Genomic DNA, 15,681 nt, shown 5'->3' with positions numbered 1-15,681 from the left:
CACGTGCCTAATAATATTAAGATTAACCGTTAACCACAGATAACGTGCGTATAAAAGGATTCTTTTACATACTAGTCTTTCTGCTGCTGGCATTAGGTAGTGTATTGCTGTTCCTTTCCAGTCAACTGAATACAATCTTTTTCTACATAGGGGAGGGGCTGATACTTTTCATCCTCATTTATCTGACCTTTTTCTATCGTAAGATTGTGAAGCCGTTGAATACAATCGGAAGCGGTATGGAACTGTTGCGTGAGCAGGATTTCAGTAGCCGCCTTAGTCCTGTAGGTCAATATGAGGCCGATCGTGTGGTGAATATTTTCAACCGCATGATGGAACAGCTCAAGAATGAACGTCTCCGCCTGCGTGAACAGAATAATTTTCTCGATTTGCTGATTAAAGCTTCTCCGATGGGAGTGATTATAACTTCCCTTGATGAAGACCTTTCGGAATTGAATCCGATGGCTTTGAAAATGCTGGGTGTTCGTTTGGAAGACGTACAAGGCAAGAAGATGAAAGAGGTTGATTCTCCGTTAGCGGTGGAATTGGCCAACCTCCCGAAAGGAGAGAAGGTAACCGTCCGTTTGAACGACTCGAATATCTACCGGTGTACTCATTCTTCTTTCATTGATCGTGGATTTCAGCATCCCTTCTACTTGGTAGAAACCCTCACCGACGAAGTGATGAAAGCGGAAAAGAAAGCATACGAGAAAGTGATTCGCATGATTGCCCACGAAGTGAACAACACGACTGCCGGCATTACTTCCACACTGGATACGGTAGAACAAGCCCTTTCCAGCGAAGAAGGAATGGAAGACATCTGCGACGTGATGCGTGTATGTACCGACCGTTGTTTCTCGATGAGTCGTTTCATCACTCGTTTTGCCGATGTGGTGAAAATCCCCGAACCGACACTTTCTTCTGTTAATCTGAATGATTTGGTTTTCACCTGCAAGCGGTTTATGGAAGGAATGTGTAATGACCGTCGCATCACACTCCGCATGGAAATAGACGAAAGTCTGAAAGATGTGATGCTGGATGCCGCTTTGTTTGAGCAAGTACTCGTAAACATCATCAAGAATGCAGCGGAAAGCATTGAGACCGATGGGGAAATAATAGTCCGCACCCTCGCTCCGGCCACTGTTGAAGTGATAGATAACGGTCTGGGGATCAGCAAAGAAACAGAAGCTAAACTGTTCAGTCCTTTCTTCTCTACCAAACCGAACGGACAGGGAATCGGACTTATCTTTATTCGCGAAGTACTGATGCGTCATGGATGTACATTCTCTTTGCGAACCTATGCCGACGGACTGACCCGATTCCGTATTACTTTCCCCTAATTGTGTCAAATAAGAACATTTCTTCCGTCAAATAGACCTTTTTTTGTCTTGAAATCACTCCTACCTTTGCCCCGCTCAATTCAATAGGATTTAAGGTATGAGATTAATGAAAAAAGGCACATTGACGCTCTTTCTTTTATTGGCTATCAGTATTCCGCTAAGTGCGCAGTATGTGGTACAAGGGGTGGTGACTGATTCTCTGACCAAAGAGCCTTTGCCTTATGCATCTGTACGCTTAAAAGACACGACCGAAGGAACTACTACCGGAAGCGACGGACGCTTTTACTTCAAAACTCATCGCTCGGAAGCAGTGCTTGTAATCTCTGTAATCGGATATAATGACTATATCCGCACCATTCGCCCTGCCCGTAATGCATCCTATAAAGTAGCACTTGCGCCTACCGAATACGCGCTTGGTGAAGTGGTAGTCAAACCCAAACGTGAGCACTACCGGAAGAAAGATAATCCCGCCGTAGAATTTGTCCGCCGTATGATTGAAAGCCGTGACAACTACTCTCCCTACGAGAAAGACTTCTGGCAACGCGAACGTTATGAAAAGACCACCTTTGCGTTGAATAACTTCGATGAAGAGAAACAGAAAAAATGGCTATATCGTAAATTTGATTTCCTGACGGAATATGTAGATACTTCTGCCGTTACCGGTAAACCGATTCTGACGGTATCAGCCCGTGAACTGCTTGCCACAGACTATTACCGGAAATCTCCCCGTTCCGAGAAGCAATGGGTGAAAGGACGCAAACAGGCCGGTGTTGATGAATTTCTCTCTAAACAAGGGATGCAGGCAGCTATCAATGAAGTCTTTAAAGACGTCGACATCTATGAAAACAACATTTCCCTGTTTACAAATAAGTTTGTCAGTCCCTTGTCCCGTATCGGCACAGGCTTTTATAAATATTACCTGATGGACACGTTGCAGATTGCCGGAGAGCCTTGTGCAGACCTTGCTTTCACGCCTTTTAATTCCGAGTCTTTCGGTTTCAACGGACACCTGTATGTGACGCTCGACTCTACCTACTTTGTCAAACGTGCCGTATTCAATTTTCCCAAAAAGATAAACCTGAACTTTGTAGACTACATGTTGCTCGAACAGGAATTTAAGCGCGCTGAAGACGGCACACGTCTGCTCGATCATGAAAGTATCACTGTTGAGTTTAAACTGACCGAAGGACAGGACGGTATTTTTGCCCGCCGTGTAGCGGATTACAGCAACTACACCTTTACGCCGACTGCCGAAGCCGACAAAGCTTTCACCAAACCCGAACGTATTATTGAAGAGACGGAAGCCCTGTCGCGTCCCGCAACATTCTGGGCGGAGAATCGTCCGCAAGCCGCTATCTCCCAGCAGGAAAACTCGGTAGACCGCCTGATGACACAATTACGCAGTTATCCGGTATATTACTGGACGGAGAAAGTACTCTCCATTCTCTTTACGGGATATATTCCTACCTCCAAAGAAGCGCCGCTTTTCTATATCGGTCCGATGAATGCCACTATCAGCGGTAACACATTGGAAGGTCCCCGTATCCGTGCCGGAGGTATGACTACCGCCTGGCTCAATCCGCACCTGTTTGGCAAAGGATATGTGGCTTACGGGTTTAAAGATGAAAGAGTGAAAGGATTGGCAGAACTGGAATATTCTTTCAAAAAGAAGAAAGAATACGCCAACGAATTTCCCATCCATTCATTGAAATTGCGTTACGAATCAGATGTGAACCAGTATGGACAAAATTACCTGTATACAAGCAAAGACAATGTGTTCCTGGCCTTGAAACGTGAGAAGGACGACCGTATCGGCTATTTCCGGCAGGCGGAGATGACCTATACCAATGAGTTTTATTCCGGCTTTTCTTTCCAGTTGACAGCACGTACACGGAAAGATGAGTCCTCCTACCTGATTCCTTTTTTAAAGAAAGAAGGAGATACCTACACCCCGGTAAAAGATTTCTCTATCAGTGCCGCAGAGTTGAAGTTGCGTTATGCTCCGAACGAGAAATTCTTCCAGACCCAATGGAACCGTTTTCCCGTATCGTTGGATGCACCGGTGTTTACCTTGTCGCATACCATTGCCGGAAAAGGAGTGTTGGGCAGCGATTACACCTACAATCATACCGAAGCCGGTATTCAGAAACGCTTCTGGTTTTCTGCGTTCGGCTATACGGACGTTATACTAAAAGCAGGTAAAGTGTGGGATAAAGTACCTTTCCCGCTGCTTATCATGCCTAATGCCAACCTTTCTTATACCATCCAACCGGAATCTTACTCGTTGATGAATGCGATGGAGTTTATGAACGATGAGTATTTCTCGTGGGATGTTACTTATTTCCTCAACGGATGGTTGTTCAACCGGGTGCCGTTGTTGAAAAAACTTAAATGGAGGGAAATAGTTTCCTGTCGTGGATTATATGGACATTTGAGCGATAAAAACAACCCGGCTTTGAGTGACGGTTTGTTCGCTTTTCCGATAGAAAACACACAAACAATGGGAAAAACACCTTATGTGGAGGCGGGTGTAGGTATCGAAAACATTTTCAAGGTGTTACGTTTGGACTATATCTGGAGGCTCACTTATCGTGATTCGCCCGGGATTGACAGATCAGGCTTGAGAATAAGTCTCCACATGACCTTTTAAAAGTTAAATCCTGCTAATTGCAATGTTTATATGACAAATAAAGACTGTATTAGTAATTAATTAATCTTATTTTTGCATCAATTTTAGTTTAATTTTAATAGAATAGAAATGAAACAAGAAATTAAACCCGCTACCGGGCGTCTTGGCGTCTTGGTAGTCGGAGTGGGTGGTGCGGTAGCTACCACGATGATTGTAGGTACACTAGCCTCTCGCAAGGGACTGGCAAAACCGATAGGATCTATTACACAGTTAGCCACAATGCGCATGGAGAACAACGAAGAAAAACTCATCAAGGACGTTGTGCCCTTGACGAATTTGGAAGACATTGTTTTCGGAGGATGGGATATTTTCCCGGACAACGCATACGAAGCTGCTATGTACGCCGAGGTTTTGAAAGAAAAAGACCTGAATGGAGTAAAAGAAGAGTTGGAAGCTATCAAACCGATGCCGGCTGCTTTCGATCACAACTGGGCAAAACGTCTGAACGGTACACACGTGAAGAAGGCTGCTACCCGTTGGGAAATGGTAGAACAACTTCGTCAGGATATCCGCGACTTCAAAGCTGCTAACAACTGCGAACGCGTAGTGGTGCTTTGGGCTGCAAGTACTGAAATTTACATTCCGCTGTCTGACGAACACATGTCACTCGCTGCTTTAGAGAAAGCAATGAAGGAAAACAATACAGACGTGATTTCTCCGAGTATGTGTTACGCGTATGCTGCTATTGCAGAAGACGCTCCGTTCGTGATGGGTGCTCCTAACTTGTGTGTGGATACTCCTGCTATGTGGGAATTCTCTAAACAAAAGAATGTACCTATCTCCGGTAAAGACTTCAAGAGTGGTCAGACACTGATGAAAACCGTATTGGCTCCGATGTTCAAAACCCGTATGCTGGGTGTGAACGGTTGGTTCTCTACCAATATCCTCGGTAACCGCGACGGTGAAGTGCTCGATGATCCGGACAACTTCAAGACAAAAGAAGTCAGCAAGCTGTCTGTAATCGATACTATCTTCGAACCTGAAAAATATCCGGATCTCTACGGAGATGTTTATCATAAAGTACGTATCAACTATTATCCTCCCCGCAAAGACAACAAAGAAGCATGGGACAACATCGACATCTTCGGATGGATGGGCTACCCGATGGAAATCAAGGTGAACTTCCTTTGCCGCGACTCTATCCTTGCAGCTCCTATCGCTCTTGACCTTGTGTTGTTCAGCGACTTGGCAATGCGTGCAGGCATGTGTGGCATCCAGACTTGGTTGTCATTCTTCTGCAAGAGCCCGATGCACGATTTCGAACATCAGCCCGAACACGACTTGTTTACACAATGGAGAATGGTAAAACAGACATTGCGTAACATGATTGGTGAAAAAGAACCTGATTACTTAGCTTAATCAGTAACCCCAAATAATAAGTTGAGATTGAGATTTACCATCCTATAAAGACTGGTGGATACTCAACCTCAACTTTTACTTTTTTATTGTACAAATTCCCCATTCGTTTGGGGGACTCGTGACACAACCGACTCGTAGTTTGTAATTAGTAATTAGTAATAAATGAAGCGTCCTCCCTTTCTACCTGTTTTTATAGGCACGGGCTTTGGCTCCGGTTTTTCTCCTTTTGCTCCCGGCACGGCTGGGGCGTTACTGGCTTCTATCATTTGGATTGCACTTTATTTTCTCCTTCCTTTCTCTTGGGTATTATGGCTGACTGCCGCTTTGGTGATTGTATTTACATTCGCCGGCATTTGGGCTGCCGATAAGCTGGAGACTTATTGGGGAGAAGATCCTTCGCGTGTGGTAGTGGATGAGATGGTGGGAGTGTGGATACCGTTGTTGGCTGTTCCCAATGATGACAAATGGTTTTGGTACGTGATTGCGGCTTTTGCCTTGTTCCGCATCTTTGATATAGCCAAACCGTTGGGCATACGTCGTATGGAAAGCCTGAAAGGTGGGGTAGGGGTCATGATGGACGATGTTTTGGCGGGAGTGTATAGTTTTATATTGTTAGTGGGAGCGAGATGGGTGATTGGCTGAAAAAAGTTGCACGGATGATTTCCCAGAAAGGCGGCATCTTCATGTTTTTGAGGGCGCAGCTTTCTGCTCAAATGGCAACTATTGCAGACTTTCTCGTTACGATTCTTCTGGTCAGGCTGTTTGATGTCTACTATGTATATGCCACCCTGGCGGGAGCTATCTATGGAGGAATCGTTAATTGCGTTATCAACTATAAATGGACTTTTAAATCGAAAGGAAAGAAAACACACGTTGCTGTAAAATTTATCCTTGTATGGGTTTGCAGTGTTTGGCTCAATACGTGGGGAACGTATGCACTGACGGAATCATTAGCGAAGATTCCCTGGGTACGCAACACACTTAGCCTGTATTTCGGAGATTTTTTCATTATTCCTAAAGTGGTAGTGGCAGTCATCGTGGCACTGTTCTGGAACTATAATATGCAACGCTTTTTTGTTTACCGGAATATAGATATAAGAAGTTTGTTCGGAAAAAGAAACTGAAAAACGGATTGAAAAGACTGATGAGAAAACGAAAGAATTAGATATATACAGATTGAGAAAACAGAAGATTTAGATAAAAATAGCTATAAACAGATTTAAACAGATGAATTACAGAGATTATTTACAACAGTTGATTTATAAGATTATCAATCCCCTGATACGCGGAATGATTAAAATAGGAATCACTCCTAACTTTATCACCACTACCGGATTTATCCTGAATGTAGTAGCGGCAGGTATGTTTGTATATGCCGGCATATATGGCGGACAGAACGATTTGGCCATTATCGGCTGGGCAGGAGGTGTGATTTTGTTTGCCGGACTGTTCGATATGATGGACGGACGTGTAGCTCGCCTAGGCAACATGAGTTCCAAGTTCGGTGCGCTTTACGATTCAGTACTCGACCGTTATAGTGAATTGATGACTTTCTTTGGTATCTGTTACTATTTATCAATGAAAGATTATTTCCTTTATGCACTCATTGCATTTGTGGCACTAATCGGCTCACTGATGGTAAGCTATGTGCGTGCCCGTGCCGAAGGCTTAGGAATTGAATGTAAAGTCGGATTCATGCAACGTCCGGAACGCGTAGTGCTGACCAGTCTCGGAGCTTTGTTCTGTGGCGTTTTCAAAGATATCACCGTTTTCGAACCAATCCTGATTATGATTGTTCCTCTGGCTTTTGTTGCCCTGTTTGCCAATATCACGGCATTTGCTCGTGTGAGACATTGCTACAAAGTGATGAAAGAATGAATTAATTTACTGTTGGACGATTTACTATTTACATCGTACATCCTAAATAGTACATCGTAAATAGTCCAATAGTAAATAGTCTAATAGTAAATAGTCTAGTTGTCTAATCAAAACATTATAATGATAAAGAATATTCAAATGCCGTCGAAGAGAGAAGCCCTGACTGTGACAGTCATTATGGCTCTTTTCCTTTTGCTGACAAGTATCTTCATCGGGCTTCGTTCCGAGCACCTGTTAATGGCGGTACTCTATTTAGTTTTATTTTTTGCCGGATTACCTACTCGTAAGTTGGCTGTGGCCCTGTTACCTTTCGCCATTTTTGGAATCTCGTATGACTGGATGCGTATTTGCCCCAACTACGAAGTGAACCCGATTGATGTGGCCGGACTGTATAATCTCGAAAAGTCTCTTTTCGGAGTAATGGATAATGGTCTTCTGGTTACTCCTTGCGAATACTTCGCTGCACACAACTGGCCGATAGCGGACGTTTTTGCCGGAATCTTCTACCTTTGTTGGGTTCCCGTTCCCATCCTGTTCGGTCTTTGCCTGTATTTCAAGAAAGAAAGAAAAACCTACCTTCGCTTTGCGTTAGTATTCTTGTTTGTCAATTTGATTGGTTTTGCCGGTTATTATATTCATCCGGCCGCTCCGCCTTGGTATGCCATCAACTACGGTTTCGAACCGATATTAAACACACCGGGTAATGTTGCAGGATTGGGACGCTTTGATGCATTCTTCGGAGTAACCATCTTTGATTCTATCTACGGGCGTAATGCTAATGTTTTTGCGGCAGTGCCTTCACTGCATGCGGCCTATATGGTAGTTGCATTGGTGTATGCCATTATTGGTAAATGCAGGTGGTATGTGGTTACTCTTTTCTCTATTATCATGGTCGGCATTTGGGGAACAGCTATTTATTCATGCCATCATTATATCATTGATGTATTACTTGGCATCTCTTGCGCGTTAATCGGTTGGCTGGTATTCGAATACATATTGATGAGAATCCCGGCGTTCAAAAGATTCTTCGAAAGATATTATACGTATATAAAGTAAGATTATATGTGAATAAAGTGAGATATATACCCATACAAAAAGCAAGTATATACTCATATAAAAGCAGATATATACCCATATAAAAAATAGATATAAGTCTCACAAATAGTGAAGAACAAGTACCGTAATATATTTCTCGCTTTTGGTATCATTGCCGTTCTGATAATGATATTCACTTTTGATATGGATTATCAGGAGCTTTGGCTGAATTTGAAGCGTGCAGGGGTATATTTACCTTTGGTTTTGTTGCTATGGCTGTTTGTCTACCTTATTAATACAGTATCGTGGTACATCATCATCCGTAGTGGTGGTAAGACGGGGTTTTCATTTGTCCGGCTCTACAAATTCACAGTAACAGGTTTTGCGCTTAATTACGTGACTCCTGTTGGGCTGATGGGAGGCGAACCATATCGCATTATGGAGCTGAAACCCTATATAGGAATAGAACGCGCCACCTCTTCCGTGATTCTTTATGTGATGATGCATATCTTTTCCCACTTTTGCTTTTGGTTAAGTTCAGTGTTGCTTTACGTTTGTCTCTATCCGGTGGGGTGGATGATGGGGATAATCTTAGGAGCTATTACTGTCTTTTGCTTGCTGATTGTTATTCTTTTTATGAAAGGCTATCGGCAGGGGATGGCTGTGGCTTTTGTCCGTATGGGTGGTCGTATTCCTTTTCTGAAAAAGAAAGTATTTCATTTTGCAAACGCGCATAAAGAGAAGTTGGAGAATATAGACAAACAAATTGCCCTTCTCCACCAACAAAAGAAACAAACCTTTTATAGCGCCCTCTTACTGGAATATACCGCCCGTGTAGTCAGTTGTCTTGAAATATGGCTGATACTGAACGTGCTGACCACCCATGTCAGCTTTGCCGACTGCTGCCTGATTGCGGCTTTCTCTTCTTTACTTGCTAATCTGCTGTTTTTCCTGCCTATGCAATTGGGAGGTCGTGAAGGTGGCTTTGCCCTCGCCGTAGGCGGCCTTTCCCTTTCCGGAGCTTACGGAGTCTATGCCGCTTTGATTACCCGTATACGCGAAATGGTCTGGATTGTAATCGGACTTGTACTAATGAAAGTAGGAAATTTTAAACAATCAAAAGAAAGATATTCTGCTTAAATTTATAACTTTGTCTGATCTATAAAGACTCTTATGAAGGGCTCTATAAAAGAACTTATAGAAAAACTTGTCAAAGGAGTTCTATTTGGATCTATAGAAAAGACTGACGAAAAGACCTATAAAGGAAACGACAATGAATAATTTTATCTTTTACAGCCCTACTGAATTCGTGTTCGGTCGGGATACGGAAGCGCAGACCGGAGTGTTAGTACAGAAATACGGTGCACGCAAAATAATGATTGTTTATGGTGGCGGTTCCGTGATACGTAGCGGCTTGTTGGCCCGTGTTGAGAAATCATTGCAGGAAGTAGGTATTCCCTATTGCATGCTGGGTGGTGTACAGCCTAACCCGATAGACACGAAAGTGTATGAAGGAATCGATCTCTGCCGGAAAGAAAACGTAGACATGATGCTCGCCGTTGGTGGTGGCTCTGTGATTGATACGGCGAAAGCCATTGCAGCCGGAGTTCCTTACAACGGAGATTTCTGGGATTTCTACATCGGAAAAGCCATTGTGACGAAAGCATTGAAAGTAGCCGTTGTGTTAACGATTCCTGCTGCCGGAAGCGAAGGTTCCGGTAACACCGTCATCACGAAAGTCGATGGCTTACAGAAATTAAGCCTCCGTGCTCCCGGTGTACTACGTCCTGTTTTTGCCGTGATGAACCCCGAGCTGACCTACACACTTCCTCCTTTCCAAACCGCCTGCGGCATTGCCGATATGATGGCACACATCATGGAACGCTATTTCACCAACACGAAAGATGTAGAAATAGGCGATCGCCTGTGCGAAGGTACCCTGCTTGCCATCATCAAAGAGGCAACTACCGTCATGAAAGACCCCGAAAACTACGGAGCCCGTGCCAATCTGATGTGGTGCGGAACGATCGCCCACAATGGAACCTGTGGTGTAGGTTGTGAAGAGGACTGGGCTTCCCACTTCCTCGAACATGAAATCAGCGCCATCTATAACGTGACTCATGGTGCCGGACTCTCCGTAATCTTCCCTGCCTGGATGACATGGATGACAGAACACAATGTGGATAAGATAGCCCAATACGCCATCCGAGTGTGGGGAGTGGCAGAATCAGACGATAAAAAGGCGGTAGCCCTTGAAGGAATTTCCCGTCTGAAATCCTTCTTTACTTCCATCGGCCTGCCTGTGACCTTCAAAGAACTTGGCATTGAGAATCCCGACATCGACCGCCTTGCAGATAGTCTGCACCGGAATAAAGGTGAATTGGTAGGCAACTATGTCAAATTAGCGAAACAGGACAGCAAAGAGATATACCGTCTGGCATTATAAAAAAACAGATATAACCGACAGCTGCATCATTTGCCTTTTGATAGAGGATAAATGATGCAGTTATTCTTTTTGCTATTGATTAATACCTAAACAGAAGCAAAAAGATTTTGCTTTAATTATATTTTGGTATAATAGTTGTGTAAAATACCTAAAATTCGTGATTGCTCCGTCTATCATATAAGAATACTTTTGCGGGTGTAATAACTATATATATCCGTTATGCAAAAGCTAAATTCCGGGGCTTTGAATAGAATCTTATTGTTTGTATACATTTTATCACTATCTACTAATGCAATAGCCCAAAACAAAAATAATTCAAAAGAGACATATCTTCTTCCTCCACACGGAAATTATGTTTATGGCCGGGTGATTGAGAAACTCTCTAAAGAACCGATGGTAGGAGTGACGATTCGTTTGGATGGTCATTCTACTGGTGTAATTACCGATATAAACGGTTGCTATGTATTGACCCTGCCCGAAAAAGGCGGTCTGGTTATCTATTCCTACATCGGTTTTGAAACCCGTAAAATCAAAGTCACTTCCCGGCAGAAAGTCGATGTGCAGATGGTAGAAGCTACCGAAAGTATTCAGGAAGTGATTGTAACCGGCTATAACTCCATACAGAAAGAAAGTTTCACTGGAAATACCACAAAGATAGAGAAAGAAGACCTGTTAAAAGTCAACCCGAACAACCTGATTTCGGCCATTCAGACTTTCGATCCCTCTTTCAGAATACAGGAGAATCTGGCTGCTGGTTCCGATCCCAACAGCCTGCCTCAATTCGTCTTGCGTGGTCAGACCGGTATCGGAGAAACGACACTTGGGCAGACCTCCACCTCCTCCATTTCGCGGGAAGTGCTAAGCGGTAATTCCAACCTGCCTATCTTCATACTGGACGGCTTTGAAGTCGATGTAGAAAAGATATACGACCTCGATATGAATAGCATCCACAGCATCAATATCCTGAAAGATGCTGCCGCCACTGCCATGTACGGTTCACGTGCGGCCAACGGAGTAATTGTCATTGAACGGCGTGCGCCTGAAGCCGGAAAGTTCCGTGTACAGTATTCCGGAGTACTTTCTGCCGAACTGCCGGATTTATCCTCCTACAATCTGGTGAACGCCCGTGAGAAGCTGGAAACCGAACGCCTGGCAGGACTATATGACAGCAACACCCCGGAAATAGACCCCTATACCAACGGTTACTACCAACGACTCAATAATGTACTGACAGGTGTCGATACCTATTGGCTTTCTCAAGGACTACGCACGGCTCTGAACCATAAGCACTCCGTTTTCATAGACGGTGGAGAAAACGACGTGCGCTGGGGAGTGGAACTGGGATTCAGAGGAACGGAAGGAGTGATGAAACACTCTTCCCGTAAGAATGCCAATGCCGCTTTTTATGTAGACTACCGCATTGGCGGACTACAAATAAAGAACAAAGTGACCTACACTTATAACAAAAGTACAGATGTCCCCTTCAATTCATTCAGCGATTACTCCCATTTACTTCCTTATATGCGTCTGTATGATGAAAATGGCGATTATGTGCGCCGTCTCGAAAAGTTCGACGGGGCTAGCGGCACACAAGTAAATCCACTGTACGAAATCAACTTCTACAACAGCTTCGACCATTCCGGTTATGATGAAGTAACCGATGATCTTAGTCTGAATTGGCGTATCACCGACGGTCTGCGTCTGCGCGGTCAGTTTTCCGTCCTGATGAGAAATTCTACCGGTGATCTGTACAAAGATCCCGCATCGGCCAGTTATTCAGCCAGTACAGGCAACATCAATGGTGAAAAAACAGAATCCACACAAAAGAGAACAGTGATAGACGGAAGCCTGTCACTCATGTACAACAATACCTTCAAGGGACACAATCTCAATATCTGCTTGTCCTCCAACATGAGACAAACGCAGAGCACTGCTTCCGAAACACGTTACCGGGGATTTCCGGGTGGCGACCTTGTCTCTTCAAACTATGCGGCAGAAGTATACGGAAAGCCCAGCAGCTCCGATAATACCACCCGCTTGGTAGGAGCCTTGCTCACTTCCAACTACACCTACAACAATATCTATCTCGCCGACCTTACAGGACGTATCGACGGTTCTTCCGAATTCGGTTCCGATAAAAGATGGTCCATGTTCTGGTCAACAGGAGCAGGAATCAACATTCATAATTATGATTTTATGAAGTCGAATGAACTCTTTTCCATGTTGAAGTTCCGTGTCTCCTACGGACTGACCGGAAAGACCAACTTCTCCCTCTATTCGGCCAAAGATATGTATCAGCTGCAAACAGACAGCTGGTATCCCACAGGCTACGGTGTATTCCTCTATCAGATGGGAAATCCGAACCTGAAATGGGAACGTAAATACACCCTCGACTATGGAGTTGAAATCGGACTGTGGCACGATAAAATCTATCTGAAAGCCTCTGCCTACGACGAGCGTACCATCGACCTGATAACCGATTATACCATCCCTTCCTCTACCGGATTCACCTCCTACAAAGAAAACATGGGAAAGGTGAAAAACACCGGCGTCGAACTGGAACTGCGGGCACGACTTTACAGTGACAGAAACTGGCTCTTCCAGCTCTACGGCAGCTTTGCAAGAAACAAAAACACGATTATTGAAATCTCCCAGGCAATGCGCGACTATAATAAAAGAGTGGAAGAACTGTTCAGCGGATATAACCCCGAAAGCAGCTCCGATTCAAAATATGCTAAAACATACCTGAAATATTACGAAGGAGCCTCTCTGACCTCTATTTACGGGATGAAGTCATTGGGAATCAGCCCCACAAACGGCAAAGAAATCTACCTTCGCCGGAATGGTGACGTTACCGATGTATGGTCTGCCGACGAATGGACCATTATTGGCGATACAGCTCCCAAGGGACAAGGCTCATTCGGTTATACCCTGTCCTATAAACAGTTATCCATGTTTGCTTCTTTCCTCTATACTTTTGGTGGAGATGCTTACAACAATACCCTCGTCTCCTATGTAGAGAATGCCGACATTAAAAATGACAATGTAGATAAGCGGGTATTGCTCGACCGTTGGCAGAAACCGGGAGACATAACCACCATGAAAGATATTCGTGACCGTAATGTCACCACCGGCGCATCTTCGCGTTTTGTACAGAAAAACAATACCCTGCAATGGAGTTCATTGACAATGAGCTACAATTTCCGTCCCGAACAATTAAAGAAACTCCATCTGTCCGGCCTGCGTCTTTCGTTCACGATGAACGACCTGTTCTATTGGTCTACCATCCGTCAGGAACGGGGACTGGATTATCCTTATTCGCGTTCATTCAATCTGACTACTAACATCATATTCTAACCATACAAATGAAGAAACTAATCAGCCATATACTAATAGCCCTGACAGGAATGTTAGCCGTTTCCTGCAATGCCTGGCTGGACGTAACACCAGAAAATGCGATAGCCGACGACGATCTGTTTTCCACCGGTTTCGGCTACCGGAATGCCCTGAATGGTATCTACACCAATCTGGCGTCCGACGAACTTTACGGTAAGCAACTAAGCTGGGGATTCCTTAGTGCCATCTCCCAGCAATACAATCAAAAGGCGGGAACCATCTCTCCGATGTATGCCGACGCTTCCGAACTTATCTATAACACGGTCGACACCGAACCCGTCGTGACAGCTATCTGGGAAAAAGGCTATAAAGTGATAGCCAACCTGAACAAGCTCATCGAGAACATCCGGCCCACGGACATCTCTTTGTTCGAATACGGAGAAGAAGAGAAAAACCTCATTTACGCCGAAGCCTTGTCATTAAGAGCCATGATGCATTTTGACCTACTTCGCTTGTTTGCTCCTGCAACGGCAACCAATCCTTCGGGCGCCTATCTTCCTTACCGCGATAAATACGAAGCCGCAGTGGTAGAAAAATGTACCGTTACCGATTTTATCGAGAAAGTCCTGAAAGACCTGCTCGAAGCGGAAGACATTCTGCGTAAGTTTGACACCGAATACCATCCCGAAGCGATGTACGCTTCACAAATGTACGAACCTACTCCCGAATGGAATGCCCGCTACCGCTTCAACTCCGGTTCCTATATAGACGATATGGGAGCATTCTTCTGGTATCGTGGCATCCGCTTCAACTATCTGGCATTGCTGGGGTTGAAAGCCCGTGTCTGCATCTATGCCGGTCCTGCCTACTACAAGAATGCCGAGACAGCCGCCAAAGAACTTTACAACACCTATTACCAGCAGAAACGGTGGATAGGCTTTACAGAAGGAGAGAACATTACCTGCAATCTCAATTCCCGATATACAAAAGTCTCCCACGACATATTGTTCGGCTTGTACAAGAAACAGCTGGCTACGGATTATGAACAGGCCGTATGGGGCTCTTCCTCTTCTTCGTCAACCACCCGTTTGCCGTTGGCAAATATCCCTTCCCTGTTTGCTTCGGACAATACGGGCGTATATACCGACTATCGGCTCACCTACCTGATCGGGACTACCAATGAAACCCAGTCGAAGTATTACACACTGAAGTATAACCCTTCCGTAGAATCAGTAGTAGAAGCAATGGAGAATCCGATGATACCAGTGATCCGGTTCAGTGAAATCTGTCATATCCTGGCGGAGATCAGTAGCTATAATGGCAAGATAACCGAAGGAATCAACTACCTCGAAACAGTTCGAAAAGCCCGTGGAGCTGAACGTACCCTTAGTCTGACAGTCAGCACCCGTGAACAACTGGATGCCGAAATACTGCTCGATATACGGAAAGAAATGATAGGCGAAGGTGGAACCTTCTACACCTACAAACGGATGAACCTCTCCACCGTGCCCGATTCCGACGAGGAAGGAGAAATCAACATGACAGGTTCTTATGTACTTCCATTGCCTACCAGTGAAACAACCAACTAATGCCCGGATAAG

Annotated in this window: 11 protein-coding genes; all 11 read left to right on the top strand. The window is 44.6% G+C overall.

What is annotated here, in order from left to right; genetic code table 11:
• Window positions 1-44 precede the first annotated feature (44 nt).
• Window positions 45-1,337 (top strand): sensor histidine kinase, encoded by a 1,293-nt coding sequence (locus tag DW173_RS08660; protein WP_120144309.1) that lies wholly within the window; start codon window positions 45-47, stop codon window positions 1,335-1,337.
• A 97-nt stretch (window positions 1,338-1,434) separates the two neighbouring features.
• The gene (locus DW173_RS08655) at window positions 1,435-3,987 is read left to right on the top strand and encodes a DUF5686 and carboxypeptidase-like regulatory domain-containing protein (protein ID WP_120144307.1); all 2,553 of its coding nucleotides are present in this window, start codon (window positions 1,435-1,437) and stop codon (window positions 3,985-3,987) included.
• Between the two features lie 108 nt (window positions 3,988-4,095).
• The gene (locus tag DW173_RS08650; RefSeq protein WP_004300682.1) at window positions 4,096-5,385 is read left to right on the top strand and encodes an inositol-3-phosphate synthase; all 1,290 of its coding nucleotides are present in this window, start codon (window positions 4,096-4,098) and stop codon (window positions 5,383-5,385) included.
• Between the two features lie 162 nt (window positions 5,386-5,547).
• Window positions 5,548-6,027 carry a phosphatidylglycerophosphatase A gene (locus DW173_RS08645; protein WP_004326579.1) on the top strand — a complete coding sequence of 160 codons (480 nt, stop codon included), beginning with the start codon at window positions 5,548-5,550 and terminating at the stop codon, window positions 6,025-6,027.
• A gap of 14 nt (window positions 6,028-6,041) precedes the next feature.
• Complete coding sequence (locus tag DW173_RS08640) at window positions 6,042-6,509, top strand: GtrA family protein (protein WP_081104589.1); 468 nt, start codon at window positions 6,042-6,044, stop codon at window positions 6,507-6,509.
• 103 nt (window positions 6,510-6,612) lie between these two features.
• Entirely contained in the window at window positions 6,613-7,263 is a 651-nt protein-coding gene (locus tag DW173_RS08635; RefSeq protein WP_009040796.1) for a CDP-alcohol phosphatidyltransferase family protein, read from the top strand.
• Between the two features lie 138 nt (window positions 7,264-7,401).
• Window positions 7,402-8,319 (top strand): phosphatase PAP2 family protein, encoded by a 918-nt coding sequence (locus tag DW173_RS08630; protein ID WP_004326585.1) that lies wholly within the window; start codon window positions 7,402-7,404, stop codon window positions 8,317-8,319.
• 108 nt (window positions 8,320-8,427) lie between these two features.
• Window positions 8,428-9,438 (top strand): lysylphosphatidylglycerol synthase transmembrane domain-containing protein, encoded by a 1,011-nt coding sequence (locus tag DW173_RS08625; RefSeq protein ID WP_032851591.1) that lies wholly within the window; start codon window positions 8,428-8,430, stop codon window positions 9,436-9,438.
• Window positions 9,439-9,571: 133 nt separating this feature from the next.
• Window positions 9,572-10,744 carry an iron-containing alcohol dehydrogenase gene (locus DW173_RS08620; RefSeq protein ID WP_004314277.1) on the top strand — a complete coding sequence of 391 codons (1,173 nt, stop codon included), beginning with the start codon at window positions 9,572-9,574 and terminating at the stop codon, window positions 10,742-10,744.
• Between the two features lie 219 nt (window positions 10,745-10,963).
• Complete coding sequence (locus DW173_RS08615) at window positions 10,964-14,101, top strand: SusC/RagA family TonB-linked outer membrane protein (RefSeq protein ID WP_008648740.1); 3,138 nt, start codon at window positions 10,964-10,966, stop codon at window positions 14,099-14,101.
• An 8-nt stretch (window positions 14,102-14,109) separates the two neighbouring features.
• Window positions 14,110-15,669, top strand: a complete 1,560-nt coding sequence (locus tag DW173_RS08610; protein ID WP_004304210.1) for a RagB/SusD family nutrient uptake outer membrane protein — start codon at window positions 14,110-14,112, stop codon at window positions 15,667-15,669.
• Window positions 15,670-15,681: the final 12 nt, after the last annotated feature.

Source organism: Bacteroides sp. AM16-13, assembly GCF_003602705.1.
GTDB lineage: Bacteria > Bacteroidota > Bacteroidia > Bacteroidales > Bacteroidaceae > Bacteroides > Bacteroides xylanisolvens.
This window is presented reverse-complemented; position numbering and strand designations above follow the sequence as displayed.